At 63.6% G+C, this 22,832-nt stretch carries 20 protein-coding genes; 15 read left to right on the top strand and 5 right to left on the bottom strand.

Annotated elements, in window-relative coordinates:
* Positions 1–17: 17 nt before the first annotated feature.
* Together OZ411_RS25015 and OZ411_RS25010 are read right to left on the bottom strand one after the other, a co-directional pair.
* Positions 18–3,131, bottom strand: a complete 3,114-nt coding sequence (locus OZ411_RS25015) for an efflux RND transporter permease subunit (RefSeq protein ID WP_282530089.1) — start codon at positions 3,129–3,131, stop codon at positions 18–20.
* On the bottom strand, positions 3,128–4,312 hold the full coding sequence (locus tag OZ411_RS25010) for an efflux RND transporter periplasmic adaptor subunit (RefSeq protein WP_282530088.1): 1,185 nt from the start codon (positions 4,310–4,312) through the stop codon (positions 3,128–3,130). The genes OZ411_RS25015 and OZ411_RS25010 overlap by 4 nt, the downstream gene beginning before the upstream one ends.
* Positions 4,313–4,364: 52 nt before the next feature.
* Here OZ411_RS25010 and OZ411_RS25005 point away from each other — a divergent pair, with 52 nt between their 5' ends.
* Both OZ411_RS25005 and OZ411_RS25000 read left to right on the top strand, forming a co-directional pair.
* On the top strand, positions 4,365–5,195 hold the full coding sequence (locus tag OZ411_RS25005) for a hypothetical protein (protein WP_282530087.1): 831 nt from the start codon (positions 4,365–4,367) through the stop codon (positions 5,193–5,195).
* A 29-nt stretch (positions 5,196–5,224) separates the two neighbouring features.
* Positions 5,225–5,560, top strand: a complete 336-nt coding sequence (locus tag OZ411_RS25000) for a hypothetical protein (RefSeq protein WP_282530086.1) — start codon at positions 5,225–5,227, stop codon at positions 5,558–5,560.
* Between the two features lie 432 nt (positions 5,561–5,992).
* On the opposite strand, the gene OZ411_RS24995 is transcribed toward OZ411_RS25000, so the two are convergent.
* Together OZ411_RS24995 and OZ411_RS24990 are read right to left on the bottom strand one after the other, a co-directional pair.
* On the bottom strand, positions 5,993–6,247 hold the full coding sequence (locus OZ411_RS24995) for a hypothetical protein (protein WP_130577804.1): 255 nt from the start codon (positions 6,245–6,247) through the stop codon (positions 5,993–5,995).
* A 298-nt stretch (positions 6,248–6,545) separates the two neighbouring features.
* On the bottom strand, positions 6,546–7,628 hold the full coding sequence (locus tag OZ411_RS24990; RefSeq protein WP_282530085.1) for an HD domain-containing phosphohydrolase: 1,083 nt from the start codon (positions 7,626–7,628) through the stop codon (positions 6,546–6,548).
* Positions 7,629–7,925: 297 nt separating this feature from the next.
* Here OZ411_RS24990 and OZ411_RS24985 point away from each other — a divergent pair, with 297 nt between their 5' ends.
* The 11 genes from OZ411_RS24985 (at position 7,926) to OZ411_RS24935 (ending at position 20,078) form a co-directional block, all read left to right on the top strand.
* Positions 7,926–8,243 (top strand): STAS domain-containing protein, encoded by a 318-nt coding sequence (locus tag OZ411_RS24985; RefSeq protein WP_130577806.1) that lies wholly within the window; start codon positions 7,926–7,928, stop codon positions 8,241–8,243.
* Positions 8,243–8,608: a response regulator gene (locus tag OZ411_RS24980; RefSeq protein WP_130577807.1), complete on the top strand. Its 366-nt coding sequence runs from the start codon at positions 8,243–8,245 to the stop codon at positions 8,606–8,608. Before OZ411_RS24985 ends, OZ411_RS24980 begins: the two co-directional genes overlap by 1 nt.
* Positions 8,605–10,644, top strand: coding sequence for a chemotaxis protein CheA (locus OZ411_RS24975; RefSeq protein ID WP_282530084.1), 2,040 nt, complete (start codon positions 8,605–8,607; stop codon positions 10,642–10,644). Before OZ411_RS24980 ends, OZ411_RS24975 begins: the two co-directional genes overlap by 4 nt.
* Positions 10,645–11,115, top strand: coding sequence for a chemotaxis protein CheW (locus tag OZ411_RS24970; RefSeq protein WP_130577808.1), 471 nt, complete (start codon positions 10,645–10,647; stop codon positions 11,113–11,115).
* A 33-nt stretch (positions 11,116–11,148) separates the two neighbouring features.
* A complete protein-coding gene (locus OZ411_RS24965; RefSeq protein WP_282530083.1) occupies positions 11,149–12,846 on the top strand; it encodes a methyl-accepting chemotaxis protein in 1,698 nt (565 codons plus the stop codon).
* Positions 12,847–12,929: 83 nt separating this feature from the next.
* Positions 12,930–14,735, top strand: a complete 1,806-nt coding sequence (locus OZ411_RS24960) for a methyl-accepting chemotaxis protein (RefSeq protein WP_282530082.1) — start codon at positions 12,930–12,932, stop codon at positions 14,733–14,735.
* 111 nt (positions 14,736–14,846) lie between these two features.
* On the top strand, positions 14,847–15,332 hold the full coding sequence (locus OZ411_RS24955) for a chemotaxis protein CheW (protein WP_282530081.1): 486 nt from the start codon (positions 14,847–14,849) through the stop codon (positions 15,330–15,332).
* 16 nt (positions 15,333–15,348) lie between these two features.
* Positions 15,349–16,191: a protein-glutamate O-methyltransferase gene (locus OZ411_RS24950; protein ID WP_282530080.1), complete on the top strand. Its 843-nt coding sequence runs from the start codon at positions 15,349–15,351 to the stop codon at positions 16,189–16,191.
* Positions 16,192–16,271: 80 nt separating this feature from the next.
* Entirely contained in the window at positions 16,272–17,363 is a 1,092-nt protein-coding gene (locus OZ411_RS24945) for a chemotaxis response regulator protein-glutamate methylesterase (protein ID WP_282530079.1), read from the top strand.
* A gap of 4 nt (positions 17,364–17,367) precedes the next feature.
* Positions 17,368–19,104 (top strand): chemotaxis protein, encoded by a 1,737-nt coding sequence (locus tag OZ411_RS24940; RefSeq protein WP_282530078.1) that lies wholly within the window; start codon positions 17,368–17,370, stop codon positions 19,102–19,104.
* A 308-nt stretch (positions 19,105–19,412) separates the two neighbouring features.
* Positions 19,413–20,078: an energy transducer TonB gene (locus OZ411_RS24935; RefSeq protein WP_282530077.1), complete on the top strand. Its 666-nt coding sequence runs from the start codon at positions 19,413–19,415 to the stop codon at positions 20,076–20,078.
* A gap of 13 nt (positions 20,079–20,091) precedes the next feature.
* Here the strand turns inward: OZ411_RS24935 and OZ411_RS24930 are convergent, their stop codons facing one another.
* Positions 20,092–20,484 carry a helix-turn-helix domain-containing protein gene (locus OZ411_RS24930; protein ID WP_282530076.1) on the bottom strand — a complete coding sequence of 131 codons (393 nt, stop codon included), beginning with the start codon at positions 20,482–20,484 and terminating at the stop codon, positions 20,092–20,094.
* Between the two features lie 122 nt (positions 20,485–20,606).
* On the opposite strand from OZ411_RS24930, the gene OZ411_RS24925 reads away from it, so the two are divergent.
* Entirely contained in the window at positions 20,607–21,479 is an 873-nt protein-coding gene (locus OZ411_RS24925; RefSeq protein WP_282530075.1) for an SDR family oxidoreductase, read from the top strand.
* A 254-nt stretch (positions 21,480–21,733) separates the two neighbouring features.
* Positions 21,734–22,831 carry an ABC transporter permease gene (locus OZ411_RS24920; protein ID WP_282530120.1) on the top strand — a complete coding sequence of 366 codons (1,098 nt, stop codon included), beginning with the start codon at positions 21,734–21,736 and terminating at the stop codon, positions 22,829–22,831.
* Position 22,832 lies beyond the last annotated feature (1 nt).

Raw genomic sequence — 22,832 nt, 5'->3', positions numbered from 1 at the left:
CGGCGGCCGGATTCCTCTCATTCGGCCGGCGTTGCCTGGGGATGGACGGACGAGGTTGCCGCCTCCTTCTCGCCGAACAGCCAGATCTGCAGCCGGTCGAGATAGAGATAGACCACCGGCGTCGTGTACAGCGTGAGGATCTGCGACACGGCGAGGCCGCCGACAATGGCATAGCCGAGCGGCTGCCTGATCTCCGAGCCCGCGCCCGTGCCCACCATCATCGGCACGGCGCCGAGCATTGCCGCCATCGTGGTCATCAGGATCGGCCTGAACCGCTTGATGCAGGCCTGGTAGATCGCTTCTTCCGTGCTGAGCCCTTCGTTGTGTTCGGCGTGTATCGCGAAGTCGACCAGCATGATGCCGTTCTTCTTGACGATGCCGATCAGCAGGATGAGGCCGACGATCGCGATCACGGTCAGATCGAAATGGGCCGCCATCAGCAACAGCAGCGCGCCGACGCCGGCCGATGGCAGGGTCGAGATGATGGTGATCGGATGGATCGTGCTTTCATAGAGGATGCCGAGGATCAGGTAGATCACGAACAGCGAGGCCAGGATCAGGATCGGCGTGCTCGACAGCGAGGCGCCGAAGGCCTGGGCGTTGCCCTGGAAGCTGGTCTGCAGCGAGAGCGGCGGATTCAACTCTTTCTTTACCGCGTCGATCGCGCTCACGGCCTGGCCGATCGCGGCACCCGGCGCAAGGTTGAACGAGATCGTCACCGACGGGAACTGCCCCTGGTGATTGACGACGAGCGGCGAGACCTTCACGACCGAATCGACCAGCGTCGACAACGGCACCTGCTGCCCGCTCGAAGATTTCACATAGATGCCGTTAAGTGCATCGGGCGAGTACTGGAACTTCGGATTGACCTCCATGACGACATGGTATTGCTGCAGCGTGGTGTAGATCGTCGAAACGATGCGTTGACCGAAAGCATCGTCCAGCGTGTTGTCGATCGTGAAGGGCAGGATACCGTAGCTCGATGCGACTTCGCGCTTGATGGTGATGTCGAGCAGCGGCCCGGCATTGAGCTGGTCGGTGGTGACATCGGTAATCGACGGGATCGTCTTGATCTTGTCGAGGAACAGCGCCGCCCAACGGGTTAGCTCGCCCGGATCGGCATCGTTCATCGTGTACTGGAATTGCGTCTTGTTCAGCCGGGCCCCGATCGTGATGTCCTGGGCAGGCTGCATGTACAGCGTAATGCCCTGGATCTTTGCGAGGCTGGTCCGCAGCCGCGTGATCACCTTGTCGATCGGATCGCGCTGGTCGGCAGGCTTGAGCTGGATGTAGACGCGCCCGTCATTGACCGTGTAGACACCGCCGCCGGCGCCCACCGCGGCCCCGAATGAGGCGACGGCCGGGTCGCGCATGATGACGTCGAGCAGGGCTTGCTGGCGCTGGGCCATCGCCTGGAAGGAGATATCCTGCGACGCTTCCGACTGACCGAGGATCAGCCCGGTATCTTGCTCCGGGAAGAAGCCCTTGGGAATGATGACGTAAAGATAACCGGTCAGCGCGATGGTGCCGAGCATCACCATCAGCGTGATGAAGCGGTGACGCAGCACGATCCTGAGACCGGCCTCATAGAGATTGAGCAGCGCATCGAATCCGCGTTCGGACAATCGGTAGAGCCGGCCGTGCGATTCTCTCTCGGGTTTGAGCAGGTATGCGCACATCATCGGCGTGAGCGTGCGCGAGATCACCAGCGAGAGAACGAGCGCCACGCTCACCGTCATCGCGAACTCGCGAAACAACAGTCCGACATAGCCGCTCATCAGGAACAGGGGAATGAACACCGCGATAAGCGAGAACGTGATCGCCATGACGGTGAAGCCGATCTCGCCGGATCCTTTCATCGCCGCGTCATAGGGCGACAGGCCTTCCTCGATGTGCCGCGTGATATTCTCGATCTCGACGACGGCGTCGTCGACCACGAAACCGACCGCAATCGACAGGGCCATCAGCGACAAATTGTCGAGGCTGTAGCCCATTTCGTAGAGGATCGCGAAAGTGCCGACCAGCGACAGCGGCACGGTGACGGCCGGAATGATGGTCGCCCAGAAGCTGCGCAGGAAGATGAAGATCACCATCACGACGAGTCCGATCGTCAGGAGCAGCGTGAACTGCACGTCTGCGATCGATGCGCGGATGGTATCGGTGCGGTCGGAAATGACGTTGATCTTGATGTCGGAAGGAATCGAGGCCTGCAGCACCGGCATCATCGCCTTGATGCGCGCGACCGTGTCGATGACATTGGCGCCCGGCTGACGCTGGATCGCCAGGAGGATCGCCCTCTGATTGTTGTACCAGCCGGCGATCAGATCGTTTTCCGGCGCGCTGATGGCGCGGCCGATGTCGCGGATGCGGACCGGAGATCCATTGCGATAGGCGACGACGAGATCGGCATATTGGTCGGGCTTGAACAGTTGATCATTGGTGTTGAGCGTGTAGGTCTGACGCGGGCTGTTGAGCGTGCCCTTCGCCAGATCGACATTGGCCTGGCCCAGCACCGTCCGCAGATCCTCGAGATTGATGCCGCGGGCGGCCAATGCCTCGGGGTCGACCTGGATGCGGACGGAGGCTTTCTGCTGGCCGCCGACGCCGACCAGGCCGACGCCGGAAATCTGCGAAATCTTCTGCAGCAGAATGTTCTCGGAATAGGCGTCCACTGTAGTGAGCGGCAGACTGTCCGAGGTGATGCCGAGCACGAGGATCGGCGTGTCGGCGGGATTGACCTTGCGGATCGTCGGCGGATACGGCAGGCCGGCCGGCAAATACGGGGAAGCGGCATTGATGGCCGAGAGCGTATCGCTCACCGCGCCGTCGATCTGGCGGCTCAGGTCGAACTGCAGCGTGATCTGGGTGTAGCCCAGCGCACTCGCCGACGTCATCTGGGTGAGGCCGGGGATCTCGCCGAACTGCAACTCGAGTGGCGATGCCACGGAAGACGCCATGGTCTGCGGATCGGCGCCCGGCAACTGTGCGGTCACCGTCAGCGTGGGATAGTTGACGTTCGGCAGCGCCGCCACCGGCATCAGCGGATAGGCGACCAGGCCGGCTACCAGCAGCCCCACCATGAGCAGGGCGGTCGCGATCGGCCGTCGGATGAACGGTGCGGAAATATTCATGGGATTGGCGTCTGCATGGCGTCCTGCGCGGCGGCTTCCTCGGCCGCCTTGCCATGGAGCGCGATGACATGTGTACCCGGCTGCAGCTTGTATTGGCCGTCGAGGACCACCCGCTCATTTGCCGAGAGCCCGGAATCGACCAGCGCCTGTCCGTCGCTGATTTGCGCCACCTTTACCTGGCGGATCGATACGGTGTTGTCGGGATTGACGACCCACGCATAGGCTCCGTTCGGACCTTGCTGGATCACCGCCGCGGGCACGGTGAGGCCGTTGTGTCGTGTGTCGAGCAGCAGCCGTGCGTTGACCAGCTCGCCCGGCCAGAGCCGGTTCTCCTTGTTGGAGAAATTGGCCTTGAGCTGGATCGAGCCCGTGGTCTGCAGGATCTCGTTGTTGACGAGGCCGAGCTGGCCTTGACCGAGCTCTATCGTGTCGTCCTGGTTATAGGCGAGGACGGTCAGCGGCGCCTTGGTGATTTGCTGCTGCTTCTGGATTTGCGGCAGAACCGTCTCCGGAAGCGTGAAGATCAGAGAAATCGGATCGAGCTGGGTCACGACGCACAGACCGTTCGTGCTCGACGGGCTTATGATATTGCCGACGTCGATCTGGCGGATCCCGACCACGCCGTCGATCGGTGAGGTCAGGCGCGTGAAGCTGAGCTGCACTTTCGCGGCCTCGATCAGCGCCTTGTCGGTTGTGATCGCGCCGTCCAACTGCCCGACTTGCGCCTTCTGGGTTTCGATCAGTTGCGGCGTCGCCCAGCCCTTGGCTCCCAACTGGCTGTAACGGACGAGGTTGGCATTGGCGTTGGCGAGCTGCGCCTGATCGCGTTCGAGCGATCCGGTATACTGATCGATCAGCGCCTGATAGGGACGCGGATCGATCTGCGCCAGCAGGTCGCCGGCATGCACATGCTGGCCTTCGGTGAAGTTGATGGTGAAGATCTGGCCCTGGATCTGGGCGCGCACCACGTCGGTGTTGTAGGCGATCACGGTGCCGACGCCGGTCAGATAGATCGGCACGTCGTGCTGGCTGACCGTTCCGGCGACGATCGGCGCCGGGGACGGCCGGGCCGGCGCGGCGACCGCCGTCTCGAACGGGAAGTCATGCATGGCGTGGAGCAGAGCGCCGGTCGCCACTGCGGCGGTCAGCATGACGGCACCGACAACGATCTTCTTTTTCATGGTCTGGGCTTCGCTGAGAGGTTGTTAGCAACCCGGAATAACTGCGCTTGACGTGACGCTCCCCGTCACGAAGCCTGAGCAGGCGCTGCTGCCCGCCATCGTGGAGGCGGTTGGAGCGGGAGCGAGAACCGTCGGCACTGTCGGCAAGGCTGCAACCGGTCCAACGACACCCGGGAGCAGCGATACGCCAGGTGTCGGCACCGGCGCCCCCGAGCTGACGCCGAGATTGCTGATCTCGGACGAGTCGAGGGGAATGCCGGTTCGCTGGACGCCGCCGACTGTCGTGGGCGAGGTCGATGACGGCGTCGATGATGCGATGACGCTGGTCGAGCCCGAACCGCACATCCCCGACGTTCCCGACGTGTCGATGATGCCGGATGCTGTCGCCATGCCCGAGCTCTCCAGCGTGCCTGACGTCGTCGACACGCCCGATGTCGCCGATATCGCAGGCGACATGCCCGGTGTTGCGGCCGTATCGCCCGCCATGGCCGCGGTTGCAGGCGCGGTCGATCCGACCGCCATTCCAGCGCCGTCGAATGTGGCGGTCGATCCGAACATCTGGGTCGGCGCTGTCCCAACTGTCGAGCAGACCGTGCCGCTGCTTGGAATGGCGATCGTGCCCGTCGCGGGAGCCGCGAGCGGACTGACTCCCGCGGATGAGAGCTCGGTCGCGCCCAGCGGAATTCCCGTTGGCGAGACCGGCGAGCTCGCGCTGCCTAGCGGAGAGGTTGCGTCAAGCGTCGGAGTCGGGGTCGCCATACCAGTCACTTGCGCGACAGCGGCATTCGCTGTGAGCAACGCGGGAAGAAGGATCGCAGCGGCCAGCGAGAATCTCATCTGCATTCTCCGTAGCAGAGACAGATTGGGGACATGGCGGGTTTAGCTGCAGCTCGGCGGCATCGGCTCGCCCGGATGCAGCAGGTTCCAATCGGAACAGCCGAGACTGTCGCCCTCCTCGAGACGGAGGCGACCAAGGGCGTGATGATGGAGGCCCGGGCTGAAAGCGCTGGTATGGCCGTCTGCCCGAACGTGCCCTGTCATGCCGCCGATATTGGCGCCACCACCGAAGCTTTCCGGGCGAATGCCGCTGCCGACACCGCCAACATGCGCGCCGCCGCCAATTCCTCCGACGTGGACACCGCCACCTCCGACATGGGCGCCGGCGCCGAGGCCGCCAAAATGAGCTCCGCCGCCAAACCCTCCCATATGGCCGCCACCGCCGCGCGCCTCCGCTGCAGCGGTAAATAAGCTTGAGGCAAGCAAGGTTGTCGCCAGGATCGCTGTCAATCGTCTCATCATGACACTTCCTCTCCGTGAATGAAGCGCCCCGCATCGAATGCGCCAGCCGAACGAGCCGACCGGGTTCTCCGACGGCTTGAACGTAGGCGCGTTCGACGGCGCATCCACTAAATTCGTCTTTAGGAATGCAGTGAGATATCGCTTGGGATTTTTCTTTGCGCAGCCGCTGCGCGGAGCGCGGCAATAGCGCAGCGCTAATCCACGGACGCGCGGATGCGCAGGATCGCGGGATTTGAATCTACGATACTATCAATAAAGAAAGCGGCCGGGACCGCATAAGCGGTCCGGCCTCTTCAGTCTCGACTGTCAGCTTGACCGACAGGACACTCGTTTTCCGGCCAGTGACGGCCAACGTTCGACGGTGGCTCCGAAGCGACCGGATCAATAAGAGCCGTAACCGTAATAGCCGTAGCCGGTGCCCGGTTCACAGGGAACGTTGCCGTCGGTCCAGGGCTGCGATGCAAACGCGCCTACCCGCGGGGCAGGAACGCAGCCCGGTCCGCCGACATAGACTTGCTCCGGTGCCGCAACGGCATTGGCACGCGCGACGTGCCGGGTGTGTTCGCGAGCCATCGCGGGAGTCGCAAGCGTCGCCGCAGCGACCAGCGCTATCGACAAGAACTTGATTGCAGACATAGGTGTTCTCCATCAGGAAGCGGAGCCAATGGAGCGTGGCTCCCTCTCCGAAGTGCGGATCACGGCAGGCTGTTTAAAGGGCGCGTCTTCTCACGTTCTCTCAATGCCGCGTGAGCACATTCGTGCGCAGGTTGCAGACGGGAGCTGCCCGCTCACAACGACGTTACACAACCTGGAGCATGATCCGGAAAAGCGGATATCGGTTTTGCGAAAAGATCATGCTCAAACAAGAGGATAGAGCGGGATGGGGATTCGAGGAAAAAATCATCCCACTCGAGCAGCTTGATTTCAGTTGAAGCTAGACGGCCGTCGAAAGCGCGCGCATTTCGGCCTGCCACGGTGCCATTGTATGTTGCGCGGTAGCAATCGTCACGACTTCGTTCCAGCGCGAAAGAAAGGCGTCGACGCAGGCGGGATCGAATTGGCGCGCCCTGTTGTCCTGGAGGTAACGGCGTGCGTCCGCAAGCGGCATCGGGTCCTTGTAGGGACGCTTCATTGTCAGCGCATCGAAGACATCGGCGACTGCGACGACGCGGGCCGCGATCGGAATGTCGGTTTCCCTGAGCCCGTTGGGATAGCCGCCGCCGTCCCAGCGTTCGTGATGAGCGGCAGCGATCTCGGCTCCAAGCTGGATCAACTCGCAATGGCTGTCGGCGAGGATGCGTCCGCCGATCGTGGCGTGGGTGCGCATGATCGCGATCTCCTCCGCGTTCAGCCGGCCCGGCTTGAGCAGGATGCTGTCGGGTATCGCGACCTTGCCGACGTCGTGCAGGGGTGCCGCAAGATAGATGTCGCGGATGAGCCGCGACGGCAGGCCGAGTTCTTCGGCGATGATGCGGCTGTATTTCGCTACCCGAAGCGTGTGCTCGCCGGTGTCGTTGTCGCGGTACTCGACGGCGAGCGCCAGACGCAGAATGATCTCCTCCTCGCGTTCCTGGAGCTTCTGCGTGGCGCTGGCAACGTCCCGGACGAGGTCGGCAGCGCGGTCGTTCAGTTGCCGAACGGCAATGCCCAGCCGGATAAGATTTCTGAGCCGAACCCTGGTCTCCAGAGTTTGCGGATGCTTCGGCAGGAAATCGGTGGCGCCGGCCTCGAGTGCCTTCATCCGCACCTCGTCCGTCTGTATCGAGGTGATCATCACGATCGGAATATTGCCGAAGTTCTGGAGTGCACGGAGTTCGCGGATGAAGGTGACGCCGTCCATTCTCGGCATCTCATAGTCCACGAGCACGATGTCGTACTGGCGCTGCATCGCCGATGTCATCGCCTGGAGCGGATCCGTGTACGCCGTGACCTGAACGGCGCCGTCGGCTTCCAGGAGCCGCGTGAGGAAGTCGAGGACAGAGCGACTGTCGTCAACGAGAAGCGCTTGTGTAAGCATCGGGTGTCCAGGTACGCGACGGTCGATTGTACGAGATCAAGAGCTACTGTGCGGGCTCTTAACGTCGACCTAAGCCTGACAATCGCCGATTGCACAACCTGTTCGATGCGCGTGAATGCAGGCGCAAATCGTACCAGGCTACCCATCGAATCCTCGGCACCGTATTCGTACGGACGTCTCGCACAGAAACGAGATCGCGCTTGATTAACATCTTAATCACCATCTCTGCCGATACTTCAGCCGAAAGAGATTCGCATTCCGGCTAAAGCGAATCACTGGGAATGCGGGGGACGGCGAATGGCTGAAGTGACGGAGCCCAAACGGTGGCTACAATTGCCACCGGACTGCAGCATCGCGTCGATCCGTCAGGTCTATGAAACGATCCGCGAGGCCTTCAGCCGCAATGATCGGCTCGAGATCGACTGCTCCGCCGTCGACAAGGCCGACGTCACGTCGATCCAGCTTTTGCTTTCCACCGCGGAGACCGGCAAGGCGCAGGGCCGCCCGGTCGTCCTGACTGCGTTCTCGCAAAGCCTCCGCAATACCCTTCGCCGCGCAGGCTTCTCCAGCGACGCGATGATCGACCAACATTTTCACAAGAAGGATGGCGCGTGATGGCTACGGTCCTGACGGTCGATGATTCGCCCAGCATCCGCCAGATGATCAAGGTCGTGCTCGAGCCGGCGGGCCACAACGTGATCGAGGCCGGCGACGGGGCGCAGGGCCTGGCGAAGGCGCAGGCGGGCAAGCTTGATCTCGTGATCACCGACCTCAACATGCCGGTCATGAACGGCCTCGAACTGATACGGGCCCTGCGCAAGCTGCCGTCGCAGGTCGGCCTGCCGATCGTCTTCCTCACCACCGAGTCCAACGACGCGGTGAAGCAGGAAGCCAAGAGCGCCGGCGCCACCGGATGGATCACCAAGCCTTTCAAGCCTGAGCAATTGCTCGCGGTGGTCAACAAGCTGGTGCGGTTATGAGCAGCATGGACCCGACGGAGATATTCCGTCAGGAGGCGAGCGAGCTTTTCGAAACCCTCGAAGGGGCCTTGCTGGATCTCGGCCTGCGTCCCGACGATCGCGAGCTGGTCGACTCGGCGTTTCGGGCCCTGCACACCATCAAGGGCTCCGGCGCCATGTTCGGCTTCGACAAGGTGGCCGCGTTCACCCATGAATTCGAGACCGCCTTCGAACTGGTCCGCAAAGGCGAGATCAAGCCGACGCAGGAGCTGATCGCGGTCGCGCTGGCGGCGAAGGACTATATCCGTGCCCTGATCGAAGCGCCCGATGACGCTGATTCGATCATCGGCGACGCCATCCTGGATGATCTGAAGCGCTTCGTTTCACCTGTCGAGCAGGTCCTGCCGGTCGAGTCTAACGTCGACGCCCGGCCGGTAAGCGAGAGCCGTCCGGCGGGCTGGCAACTGCGCCTCGAATTCGAGTCACATATTCTCCGCAACGGCTCCAATCCGCTCGACCTCCTGGATGATCTCTGCAAGCTCGGTCCCTGCTTCGTCGTGCCGGTCACCGATGGCGTGCCGCTATTGGACGAGCTGGAGCCCGAGGACTGCTACCTGAAATGGGACGTCACGCTGCATAGCGGTTGCGACAAGGACGCCATCGACGACGTCTTCATGTTCGTGCAGGACGAGATGAAGCTGACGCTGGTGCCGCTGGCGCAGGTTGAGCGCGCGGCGCCGGCGCTCGCATTGCCGGTGGTGGAAGCTGAGCCGGCCGCCCCGGCTGCGGTGCTGGCCGCTGCCCTGGTCCCCGCTGCGGCGGAGCCGGCGACGTCGCCGGAGCGGAAGCGCGAGGAGCCGAAGCGCACCGAAGAGCGTGGCATCGCCACGGTCCGCGTGCAGGCCGAACGGCTCGACGAGTTGATGGACCGGGTCGGTGAGCTCGTCATCGCCCAGGCGCGGCTCAGCCAGTTGGCCGCGGCCGGCTCCGATCTCTCGATCAAGATGATCGCGGAGGAGATCGAGCGGCTGGCGGGAAGCCTGCGCGACACCACCATGGGCGCGCGGATGGTGCCGATCGGCTCCCTATTTGGGCGCTTCCGAAGACTGGTCCACGATCTGTCCCGCGACCTTGGCAAGCCGGTCGAATTCGTCACCTCGGGCGAGGATACCGAGCTCGACAAGACCATGATCGAATGTCTCGCCGATCCGCTTGTGCACCTGATCCGCAATGCGATCGATCACGGCATCGAGGATTCCGAGGCTCGCACGGCGTCCGGCAAGACCGAGCAGGGACGGATCGAGCTGCAGGCGGTCCATTCCGGCGCGCAGGTCCTCGTCACCGTCAAGGACAATGGCGGCGGCCTCAACACCGCGCGCATCCGCGCCAAGGCCGAAGAACAGGGGCTGATCGCGCCCGGTGCCGCGATGTCGGATCATGAGATCCACCAGTTCCTGTTCCATCCGGGGTTCTCGACCGCCCAGACCATCTCGGCGCTGTCCGGCCGCGGCGTCGGCATGGACGTGGTCAAGCGCACCATCGAGAACATGCGCGGCTCGATCGATTTGTCGACGAAAGCCGGCGAGGGAACGAATGTCACGCTGCGCCTGCCGCTGACGCTTGCGATCATCGAGGGATTGCTGATCCGGGTCGGCGAGGGAAGCTACATCATTCCGCTCCCGGCGGTCGAAGAGTGCGTCGAACTCACGGCGGACGACGAGCGCTCGCGCGGCCGCAATTTCCTCAACGTGCGCGGCAACCTCGTGCCCTTCCTGCGGCTCCGCGACATTCTCGACGTGCCGGGTGTGCCCGGACAGCATCAGAAGACGATCATCATCTCGACCGGCGAGACCCGCGTCGGGCTGGTTGCCGACCAGATCATCGGCAATCATCAGACCGTCATCAAGTCGCTTTCGAAGCTGCATTCCGATGTCACGATCTTTTCCGGCGCGACCATCCTGGGTGACGGCACCGCCGCGCTTATTCTCGACGTGGTGCAGCTCGTCGCGCTGGCGCAGTCGCGTGCGGAAAAGCAGCAGATGAGCGAGGCGGCATAGATGGCGACAGATCGGCAGCAAGACGCCGGAACCGTCCAGGACGGTTCGATGCAGGTGGTCATGATCGGGCTCGGCGACGAGAAATTCGCGCTCGATGCAGGCCTGGTGCGCGAGATCATCGATCCGGTTCCCGCAACGAAAGTGGCCGGCTCGCGCTCGTTCGTGCCCAGCGTCATCAATGTGCGCGGCAATGTCATTCCGCTGGCCGACCTGCGCATCCGTTTCGGGATGCCGCAGACCGAAGCCTCCACGGAGACACGGATCGTCGTGATCGAGGTCGGCATCGACAACGAGCCGGTGCTGGTCGGCGTCACCGCTGACAAAGTCTACGAGGTTACCGAGATCTCGCGGACCGACGTGCAGCAGACGCCGCGCGTCGGCATGCATTGGAAGCCGGAGTTCATCCGCTTCATCACCAAGTGGCGTGAAGAGTTCGTCATCGTACCGAATATGGAACGTATCCTGAATTGAGGAAGTCTCGGGGCGAGACTTGAGGGGCTGAAAATGAGATTTACTGTCAAGGCGAAGTTGGCCTGTGCCTTCGGCGCGATCATCCTGCTGTCCGCGGTGAGCGGCGCCGTGGCTTATATGAAGCTCACCGACATGGCGGCGACGACGGATAGTCTTGTCGCCCGCGCCGGCCGGATGGAAAAGGCAGCCGAGCTTGAAAAGGACGTGCTGTTTCAGGTCCGGGCCGAGAAGAACGCGATCCTGGTGCCCGAAGGCGATATGGACCGGTTTCTGGCCGACATCGACAAGGTTCGCGGATCCACGTTGAAGCTCAAGGATGAGATTCACGCCACCGCGAGCGACGAAGGCAAACGGCTGATCGAGAGCTTCTCCACCGCCTATGCCAAAGTCAATTCGCTGCAGGACGAGACGCTCAAGCTCGCAAGAACCGACAAGGCCAAGGCCGCCGAGCGATCGATGACCGTTGTCCGCCAGGCGGTTGCCGAGTCCATGGAGGCGGCCGACGCCTATATCGGCTACGCGAAGAAGGCCATGGCGGCGCAGGCCGAGCAGGCCAAGGAAGAAGGCCGCCGCGCGACCGTCATATTGGCAAGCCTGGTTATCGCGTCGCTTGTCGTCGGGCTCGGCGCAGCGATCTGGATCTCGTTCAGCATCAGCCGTTCGCTGGGACGTGCGGTCGGTCTTGCAGGCGCAGTCGCCGACGGCGATCTCAGCAAGACCATTCCCAATGCCAGCGACGACGAGATCGGCGATCTCGTCAAGTCGCTGAACGTGATGGTCGAAAAGCTCCGGCAGATCGTGTCGGAAGCCCTGACCGCGGCGCAGAACGTCTCGGCTGGAAGCCAGGAGCTTTCCGCCAGCGCCGAACAGCTCTCGCAGGGCGCGACCGAGCAGGCGTCTTCGGCTGAAGAAGCCTCCTCCTCGATGGAGGAGATGGCCTCCAATGTGAAGCAGAACGCCGACAACGCCAACCAGACCGAGAAGATCGCAGGGCAATCGGCCAGGGATGCCGAAGCCAGCGGCGCCGCCGTCGGCCGGGCTGTCGAAGCGATGCAAACGATCGCGGAAAAGATCACCATCGTGCAGGAGATCGCGCGGCAGACCGATCTCTTGGCCCTGAATGCTGCGGTCGAAGCCGCGCGCGCCGGCGAGCATGGCAAGGGCTTTGCGGTGGTCGCCTCCGAAGTGCGCAAACTCGCCGAACGCAGCCAGGCGGCGGCCGCCGAAATCGGCACGCTGTCAACGGAGAGCGTGAAGGTCGCGCAAGAGGCGGGCAGCATGCTCTCGAAGCTCGTGCCCGATATCAAGAAAACCGCGGACCTGGTCCAGGAGATCACGGCGGCCTGCCGCGAGCAGGACGTCGGTTCGGCGCAGATCAACCAGGCGATCCAGCAGCTCGACAAGGTCGGCCAGCAGAACGCCAGCGCATCCGAGCAGGTCTCCTCGACGTCGGAAGAGCTCGCCTCCCAGGCCGAGCAGTTGCAGTCGACGATCGCCTTCTTCCGCATCGACCATGGCCGCAAGGCCGCGGCCGCGCCGATCGACAAGGCGGTCAGCCAACTGCGCGCGAAGGCCGCGACCATGGCGGCCGCCGATCGCGGCGCCAGGAAGTCGCCGGCCGCCGAGACCAAGCCGCAGGGTCGTCGCCCCCTCAAGGTCGCCAATGGCGGCGGTTTCGCCTTCGCGCTGGATGAAGACGGGGACGACCGCGACGCTGATTTTCAGCGCTGAGGACCGAAGCGTTAGTTGGTGCGTAGCAGACCGGATTGTTTGCAATCCGACCGACAATTCGAGCATCTCTCTTGGGGACTGAAATGAGACTTACCGTCAAAGCAAAGCTGGCCGGCGCCTTTGGCCTTGTCATCCTGTTATCCATGGTCGCGGGCGCGGTGGGCTACATGAAGCTCAGCGATATGGTCGGCACGGCCGAGAGTCTCGTTTCGCGGGCCGGACGCATGGACAAGGCCGCCGAGCTCGAAAAGGGCATCCTGCTTCAGGTGCGGGCCGAGAAGAACTCCATCATCGCCTCGGACAAGAACTATGATCAGTTCGTTGCGGACTTGGCGAAGATTCGCGAGACGCTGCTCAAGACCAAGGACGAAATCTATGCCGGCGCGACCGACAGAGGCAAGAAGCTGATCGATGCTTTTTCGGCCGCCTATGTCAAACTGAATGCCTATCAGGACGAGACGGTCCGCCTCGCAAAGGTCGACAAGGCGGCGGCGACTGATCGTTCGATGAATGACGGTCGCAAGGTGGTGGCCGACGCGCTCGAAGCCGCAAACGCCTACATCTCGCTTGTCAAGTCGGCGATGGCCGAGCAGGCCGAACAGGCAAGGCAGGACGGGGCGCGCGCGGAGATGCTGTTGGTCATCCTGGTGATCGCCTCGCTCGTGTTCGCGGTGGTGGCGGCGACCTGGATCGCACTCAACATCAGCCGCGGGCTCAGCCGTGCCGTAAACCTCGCCGATGCGGTCGCGATCGGCGATCTCAGCCAGAAGATCGACGTTGCCAGCAACGATGAGATCGGCGATCTCGTCAAGTCGCTGAATGCGATGACCGTGAACCTGAACGGAACGGCGGCCGTCGCCAACGAGATCGCGCAGGGCAATCTCACCGTCGATGCCAAGCGGCTGTCGGACAAGGATACGCTCGGCATGGCTCTGGAGCGCATGGTCGAGAAGCTCCGCACGATCGTCGCGGAAGCGCTGACCGCGGCGCAGAACGTCTCGGCCGGCAGCCAGGAGCTCTCGGCCAGCGCCGAACAGCTCTCGCAAGGGGCGACCGAGCAGGCCTCCTCGGCCGAAGAAGCCTCCTCCTCGATGGAGGAAATGGCCGCCAACGTGAAGCAGAACGCCGAGAACGCCAACCAGACCGAGAAGATCGCAGGGCAGTCGGCCAAGGATGCCGAAGCCAGCGGCGCCGCCGTCGGCCGCGCCGTCGAAGCGATGCAGACGATCGCGGAAAAGATCACGATCGTGCAGGAGATCGCGCGCCAGACCGACCTCTTGGCCCTGAACGCCGCGGTCGAGGCGGCGCGCGCCGGGGAGCACGGCAAGGGCTTTGCGGTGGTCGCTTCCGAAGTCCGCAAGCTCGCCGAGCGCAGCCAGGCGGCCGCGGCCGAAATCGGCACGCTGTCGGGAGAGAGCGTGAAGGTCGCACAGGAAGCGGGCGGCATGCTGGCCAAGCTGGTGCCTGATATCAAGAGGACGGCGGAGCTGGTGGAGGAGATCACGGCGGCCTGCCGCGAGCAGGACGTCGGCTCGGCGCAGATCAACCAGGCGATCCAGCAGCTCGACAAGGTCGGCCAGCAGAACGCCAGCGCATCCGAACAGGTCTCCTCAACGTCGGAAGAACTGGCCTCCCAGGCCGAACAGTTGCAGTCGACGATCGCCTATTTCCGTATCGACCAGGCAAAGGACAAGCCCGCGGCAGCGATGCCGATCGACCGGGCCGTCGGCCAGCTCCGCGCGAAAGCCGCGAGCATGGCGGCCGCCGACCGCAACGCCAAGAAGCCCGCCGCCAAGCCGGCGCGTGCGCTCAAGGCTGCTGCCGGCGGCGGCTTCGCCTTCGCGATGGAAGAAGGCGATGACGATCGCGACGCGGATTTTCAGCGCTAGAGCATGATCCGGAAAAGTGGGAACCGGTTTTCCGAAAAGATCATGCTCAGAAATAGGCGGGGCCCGGCCTTCGAGGCAAGTCCCCGCGATCTCTGACTGGAAGGACGCAACATGGCCGGCACGGCTCAATATCTGACGCTCGGTCTCGCCGGGGAGACCTTCGGCATCAGCATCTGCAACGTCCGCGAAATCCTCGACATGCGGCCGATTTCGCGTCTGCCGCACGCGCCGCATTTCATGCTCGGCATGATCGACGTGCGCGGCAGCGGCTATCCGATTGTCGACCTCCGGCTGAAGCTCGATCTGCCGAGCGTGCTGGCGACGGAGGCGACGCGCATCATCATCCTGGACGTGCCGATGAACGACCGCCTGGTCGGCGTCGGCTTCGTGGCGGACTGCGTGTTCGAGGTCACCGACATCGATGAGGACTCGATCGGTCCCGTGCCCTCGGTCGGTGGACGCTGGCAATCCGACTACATCGCGGGCATCGGGCGCAAGGGAGAAAAGTTCGTCATCATCTTCGATCTCGCACGACTGATGGCCGATGCGGACGTGTCCGCCGACGAGGCCCGGGTCGACGCATCAGCCGCAGCCTAGACTTGCGAAATCGGCAATGCTGGGGGCCGGGGTACATCTATCCGATCGTCAATTCCGCACGATCGCTGAATTGATCGAGGGGCAGGTCGGCATCAAGCTGCCTGCCGGCAAGCGCCTGATGCTGGAAGGACGGCTGCACAAGCGCGTCCGCGCGCTCAACTATCCCGGGCTCAACGAATATGTCGAGCGTCTGTTCGACAATGGCTTGCCCGACAACGAGCTCACCCATCTGATCGATGTGGTCACGACCAACAAGACGGATTTCTTCCGCGAGCCGGCGCATTTCACCTTCTTGAAGGAGGTCGCGGTGCCGGCGCTCCTGAAGGCGCGCGGCCGTGGATCGCACGGGTTGAAGATATGGAGCGCGGCCTGCTCGACCGGCATGGAAGCCTATACGACCGCGATGGTTCTCGACGACATGACGAGGTCCGGCACCAGGTTCCAGTTTCGTGTCCTCGGAACAGATATCTCGACCGCGGTCCTGCGGCTTGCCAAGGCCGCCATCTACACGCGCGACGTCATCGCGCCGGTCCCTTCCGATTTCGTGAAGCGCTACTTCCTGTCGTCGAGGGACCGATCGAGCAACGAAGTCCGCGTGGTGCCGGAATTGCGGCGACTGACGAATTTCATGCGGATGAATTTGATGGATTCCAGCTATCCGGTGGACCGCGACGTCGACATCATCTTTTGCCGGAACGTCCTGATCTATTTCGACAGGCAGACGCAGCGCAAGGTCGTCGATCAGCTTTGCGCCCATCTGCGGCCGGGAGGCTATCTGCTGGTGGGGCATTCCGAATCGATGATCCACAACACGGTGCCGACGTTGAAGCAGGTTCAGCCGACGATCTTTAGAGTCTAGAGCATGATCCGGAAAAATGGGAACCGGTTTTCCGAAAAGATCATGCTCAAAGAAAAGAGAGCAACGTGGAGCGCACGGCAATGCCCAGGCAGAAACTTCGCGTGCTGATCGTGGACGATTCGGCGTCGGTGCGCCAAATTCTCACGACCATCCTGAGCGAGGATCCGGATATCGAGGTGATGGCGACTGCGTCCGATCCGTTCGCCGCGGCACGGCGGCTGCAGAACGAATTGCCCGACGTGATCATCCTCGACATCGAGATGCCGCGCATGGACGGAATCACGTTCCTGCGCAAGATCATGGCGCAGCGCCCGATCCCGGTGATCATCTGCTCCTCGCTCACCGAAGAGGGCTCCGATCAGATGTTCGAAGCGTTCGAGGCCGGCGCGGTCGACATCGTTCCCAAGCCGCGGATCGATACCCGGCAGGCGCTGCTGGAATGCTCGACCCGGCTGCGCGAAGCGGTGAAGTCGGCGGCGCGTGCGCGCGTGCGCCCACGCCAGCAACGGCGCGTCATCGAGAAGAAGCTGACCGCGGATGCCATCATCCCGCCGCCGATCCAGGGGCGTTCGCGGCCGACCACCGAACGCATCGTCTGCATCGGCGTGTCGACCGGCGGCACCGAGGCGCTGCTCGACGTGCTGGAGGCGCTGCCGCCGACTTGTCCCGGGATCCTGATCGTTCAGCACATGCCGCAAGGCTTCACCGCGGCGTTCGCGAGGCGTCTCAACGCCGCCTGTCAGATCACGGTGAAAGAGGCGGAGGATGGCGAGCCGGTGCAGCCGGGTTGCGCCTATATCGCACCCGGCGCCCGCCACATGCTGCTGCAGCGCTCCGGCCTGCGTTACAGCATCGCCATCAAGGACGGCCCGCCGGTGTCGCGGCATCGGCCTTCGGCCGACGTCCTGTTCCGTTCGGCGGCCCAATATGCCGGGCGCAATGCGCTCGGGATCATCATGACGGGAATGGGCGACGACGGCGCGCGGGGCCTTTTGGAGATGCGCAAGCTTGGTGCTGCGACGCGCGCGCAGGACGAAGAGAGCTGCGTGGTGTTCGGCATGCCGAAAGAGGCGATCGCACACGGCGCCGTGGAGAAGGTGGTCTCGCTCAACCAGATCGCGCGCGAGATCATGCTCTGGCACCAGGCCGGACAACCTGCCCTGACGGAATGATGCAATGATCTCTCCCGACGTCCAGACCGACACGGTCACTGCAGCAGTTGCCTCCATCGAGGAGGTGTCGTCCCGCATCGAGGATAGTTTTGCCAAGGTCGGCAATCATCTCGGTCGCGGTCACGCTCTGTTCAAGGAGCTGGAGGGCGCGCTCACCGGGCTCTCGCGCGAAATGTCGGGCGCGGAAATCGAAGGCGCATCGACGGCGCTTCAGGATATTGCCGGCCGGCTGAACGCGCTTGCCGAGGCACTGCCGGCGGAAAGCGCGCTGCTCGGCCGGATCGGCGAAGATGCCGAGGCGGCATCGGCGCAGATCGCGCCGCTCTTCAAGCACATCCAGATGATCTCCATCATCGCGCGGAGCGCGCGCATCGAGGCCGCTTCGCTGGACGGCGACCGCGACAGCTTCCTTGATTTCACAAAGGAGGTATTCGAGCTCGGGCAATCGGTCCAGCATTCGATCGAAGGCTGCGCGCGCGATCAGAAGCTGCTGTCGGTAGCGGTCGAAACTGCGCTCAATCGACAGAAGGAATTCGAGAAGCTCTATCGGGGGCAGCTTCTCTCGGCGAGTGCCGGCCTGATCTCGGCCTATGCAGGGATGCGCGAGCAGCAGGACAAGAGCGTCCATCTTGTCGAGCTCGCGGGCAGGAGCACGAAGAAGATCGCCGATGCGGTCGGTAGCGCGATCATCTCGCTGCAGTCGGGCGACAGCACGCGGCAACGGCTGGAGCATGTCTGCGGCGGCTTGCGGCATGCTGCCGGGACGCCGGCGCGCATCGTTCCGGCGCTTGAGGCGGATGCCAGCGCGCAGAAAGCCAAAATCGTCTGCCAGCTCCAGGCCGCGCAACTCAAGGATGCGGATCGCGAGTTCGGCGATGATATCGGCGCGATCGTCCGTTCGCTGAATGCCATTCTTGCCGATGCCACCGGCGTGGTCGCGCAAGGTCGCTCGGTATATGGCGGCCATGACGGCGAGGCCCCGTCGTTCCTTGCGGTCATCAAGCAAACGCTGGCGCAGGCCTCGGAGCTGATTGCGACTTGTGAGAGTTCGGGCAGATCGGTCGATGCTGCCCTCTCCGTCGTCGAGGATACGCTCGGCAAGTTTCGTCTGGCGATCACGGGCCTTGGCGAGGCCGTCGTCGACATCATCCTGATCGGCATGAATGCCAGCCTCAAGGCCGGCCATCTGGGCGTCAAGGGCAATGCGTTCGTCGTGATCGCCAACGAGCTCAAGATGACCGCGGATCAGGTCTCCGCCGGTGCTTCCAGGCTGCAGCCGATCCTAGACCGCATCGAGCGCGCGGCCGGCGATCTCAAGGAGCTGCGCGCTCATGGAAATCCCGCGCAATTGACCAGGCTCGAGCCGTCGATTCTGCAAACGCTGCAGGAGATCGAGGCCGGCAACGCGCGGCTCGATCGGTTGATGGACCGGCTCGTCCACGAGGGTGCCGAGTTCGAGGCCTTGATGGGTGGTGCCCGCGATCTGATGACCGCACTCGGCGAAGCGTCCGCGTCCCTTCCGGCTGCTGCCTCGCGCCTCGAGGCGTCGAGCGTAACGATCGGAAAGCTGTCGCTGACTTCGAGCGATGAGGCGGTGCTGGACGATCTGTTCGCGCAGTACACGATGGAACGGGAGCGGCAGGTCCATCGGGATGTCCTGCAGCGCCTCGGCGTGATGTCAAAATCTACGCCGCACCGGCCTGAGCCGGAGGTGCACGACGACGGCGTGCTGCTGTTCTAGGGCATGATCCGGAATCGGAATCTACTGAGCGGCCGATTGGCCGTCTCATCAAGCTCGAATAGGCCTCGTCGGGAGCTTGGCAGGAAAAGATTTCTGTCACAAAGAGGCTATATGAGCTAGCTTCCGGGCGAAGCCGCGCCCCTCGCTGGCGAGCCGCTTTGCGGGCCGGATGATTTCACGGAAGACAGGCACGAACGAAATGACCGGATGCCAGCGCGGGGTTCGCTATTGGGGGCGCATGTCGGCGCTGAAGTCCCTCAGCCCTTGCGCGCGGTCGTCACGGTAAGCACCGCGCGATGAAATCCTTCGTGACTGATGACCATCCGGATGCCTCGCTGTTCGGGCAGGGCTTTCGGCTGATGCTGTTTCCGGCGATCGTCGGGTTGCTTTTCGTGGGGGGCGTGTATTGGCTTCACCTTCAGCTGCACAGGGCTGGCGGGCAGGCCGAACCGACGGCGGTCGTCGAGGTCCGGCTGTTGCCGCGTCCGGATCCGCTGCCGATTCCCGTGAACCAAGCTTCGCAATCAACGGCCGTGAACGCAACAAACCCGGGCAAGGCTCCGACTGAGACGCCAGCCGACATGTCGCGCAACAAGCTCGCGGCACTGTCGGTCGAAGAGACGTCGTCTTCCGAAGCGGCCGTTTTGAGCAGGATCCCGCAGCGTTCCGCGGACGCCGTGCCAACCCCCGCAAAGCTGCAGTTCAGGGACATCCTGGTGCGTCATATCGACAAATTCCAGCGCTATCCGCGGGCCGCCAAGCGGCAGCATCTGCAGGGGACGGTGCTTGCGGTCTTCTCGGTCAGTCGCGATGGGACATTGCTCGGCGCCTGGGTCAAGACCAGCTCCGGTCAAGCCGTGCTCGATCAGGCCGCAATCGATACCATTCGCCGCGCTCAGCCGCTGCCGCAGATACCGCCGGCTCTTCCGGATTCCATGACAGTGGAAGTCGCGCTCGGCTTCGATCCGTCGTGAGATCTGGGGCTGCCTAGCCCCGCGACGCTTCCGCCGCATCGAACGCCGATCTCGCCGTCGCGATCTTCGTCTGGCTCGTCTCCGCCCAGGTGACGAGTTGGGCCAACGGTTCGAGCAGGGATTCGCCGAGCTCTGTCAGCCCGTACTCGACGCTCGGCGGCTTGGTCGGAAACACGCGGCGCGTGATCATGCCGTCGCGCTCGAGGTCGCGAAGCGTCTGCGTCAGCATGCGTTTGGAGATGTCGGGGATCGACCGCCGGATCTCGCTGAAGCGATGCGGCCGCTGCGCGAGCACGATCACGATCAGCGTGGTCCATTTGTCGCCGAGACGATCCAGGATGCCACGCACCGGGCAGCGTGCGAGGTCGAACTCGCCGCTGCGCCAGGTCCGGAAGCGCTGCGCCAAGCACTCATGGGCTGGTCGAAGGTTATTTTCGCGTAACCCTGTCACCAAAAACTGCCTCCTTCCGCGATCCTATGCGGCCTCGTATCTAGGCCTGGTCTCTATTTTAGACCAGGAAGAGGAACATGACAATTTCCGAACGAATCGCCATCACCGGGGCAACCGGCCAGTTGGGCCGCCTCGTCATCGCCGAGCTCTTGCGGATCGCCCCTGGCGCGCATCTGATTGGCATCGTCCGCGACCCCGTCGCCGCCAAGGACCTGGCGGCGCGCGGCGTCGAGCTGCGCACCGCCAATTATGAAGATCCCGCCGCCGTCAAGGCCGCGCTCACAGGCGCCGACAAGGTGCTTCTGATCTCCTCGAGCGAGATCGGGCAGCGTGTCCGGCAGCACGGCCATGTCATCGATGCGGCGAAAGCGGCGGGCGTGAAGCTGCTCGCCTACACCAGCATCCTCCATGCCGACACCAGCCCGCTGGCGCTGGCGGAAGAGCACCGCAAGACGGAAGCCCTGATCCGCGCATCTGGCGTGCCGTTCACATTCCTCCGCAACGGCTGGTACACCGAGAACTACACCGGCAATGTCGCCGCCGCCGTCCAGCACGGTGCTGTGCTGGGCGCCGCAGGAGAGGGCCGCCTCTTCCTCGCCGCGCGCGCCGACTACGCCGCGGCCGCGGCAGCCGTGCTGGCAAGCCCCGACAACCAGGCGGGCCAGATCTACGAGCTTGCCGGCGATAATGGCTATACGCTCGCCGACTATGCCGCCGAGATCGCCAGGCAGTCCGGCAAGCCCGTCGTCTACAAGGATCTGCCGGAGGCCGATTACAAGGCTGCGCTGGTGTCGATCGGCCTGCCGGAAGCCTTCGCGGCGCTCTTGGCGGACAGCGATGCCAAAGCAGCCAATGGCGCGCTCTATGACGCCTCCAGGCAATTGAGCGCGCTCATCGGTCACCCGACGACGCCGATAGCCGAATCGGTGTCAGCAGCGCTCGCGCGATAGAGGGCCCGTAGCCCGGGCAGCGCCAGCGTAACCCGGGGCCGCTCGCAAACGTTGATGCAGATGTCCCCGGGTTACGCGTTCTGCTCCACCCGGGCTACGATGCTGCCGCATAGCCCTGCGGCATGATCACGCCCTCAAGGTTCGGGCCAGCCGGGGCCTTTATTGCGCTGTGTCAAACGATTGCCGGCCGGCCTGGCTAGGGTCGCGTCCGGACTTCCGGAGGTATCATCTTGAGCAGTGCCCCTGACCTGACCATGGATGACGGCGCGGTCCGCTCGCTCCATCCGCGTGGCGCGTGGACGGTTGCCAATGTCGAGATTCTGGAGCGGCTGTGCGCAGGCATCCAGCCGCGGCTTGCGCATGGCATCCGCAAGATCGACCTCAGCGGGATCACCGCGCTGGACACGGTGGGCGCCTGGTTGATCGAGAAACTGGCGCGCGGCGGGCCGGCGCAAACGACTGAGGCCGAGATAACCGGCCTTTCCGCCAGCTATTCCGGATTGATCGGCGAAGTTCGGAAACTGAACCGCAGGCCGCCGGCGCCCGCGCGGCGCACCAACGCGCTCGCCGACCTGCTCGAGCGGGTCGGACGCGGCGTCATTGCCGAGAGCATGGTCTTCCTCGACATGCTCGGCAGTGTCGGCATCGCACTGTTCCGGACGCTGCGCCATCCGCGATCGTTTCGCTTCACCTCCACCGTCTACCAACTCGGCCAGGTCGGCTGGCGCGCGATCCCGATCATGGCGCTGATCACGTTCCTGATCGGCGCCATCATCGCCCAGCAGGGCATTTTCCATTTCCGCAAGTTCGGCGCCGATTCGTACGTCGTCGACATGGTCGGCATCCTGGTGCTGCGCGAACTGGGTGTCCTGATCGTCGCGATCATGGTGGCCGGACGTTCGGGCAGCGCCTACACCGCCGAGATCGGCTCGATGAAGATGCGCGAGGAGATCGATGCGCTCACGACCATGGGCCTCGATCCCGTCGAGGTCCTGATCCTGCCGCGGGTGCTGGCGCTGGTGATCGCGCTGCCGATCCTCACCTTCTTGGGATCGATGGCCGCGCTCTATGGCGGCGGGCTCGTCACCTGGCTCTATGGCGGCATGGGTCCGGCGATCTTCATCGCGCGGCTGCACGAGGCTGTCTCGATCAACAGCTTTGAGGTCGGCATGATCAAGGCGCCGTTCATGGCGCTGGTCATCGGCCTGATCGCCGCGAGCGAGGGGCTTCGCGTCAAGGGCAGCGCGGAATCGCTCGGACAGCAGACGACGTCCTCCGTGGTCAAGTCGATCTTCCTGGTCATCGTGCTCGACGGCCTGTTCGCCGTGTTCTTCGCCTCGATCGGAATGTAGC

Source organism: Bradyrhizobium sp. Arg237L, assembly GCF_029990105.1.
GTDB lineage: Bacteria > Pseudomonadota > Alphaproteobacteria > Rhizobiales > Xanthobacteraceae > Bradyrhizobium.
Note: the sequence above shows the minus strand (reverse complement) of the source record. Positions and strands in the feature narration are given on the sequence as shown.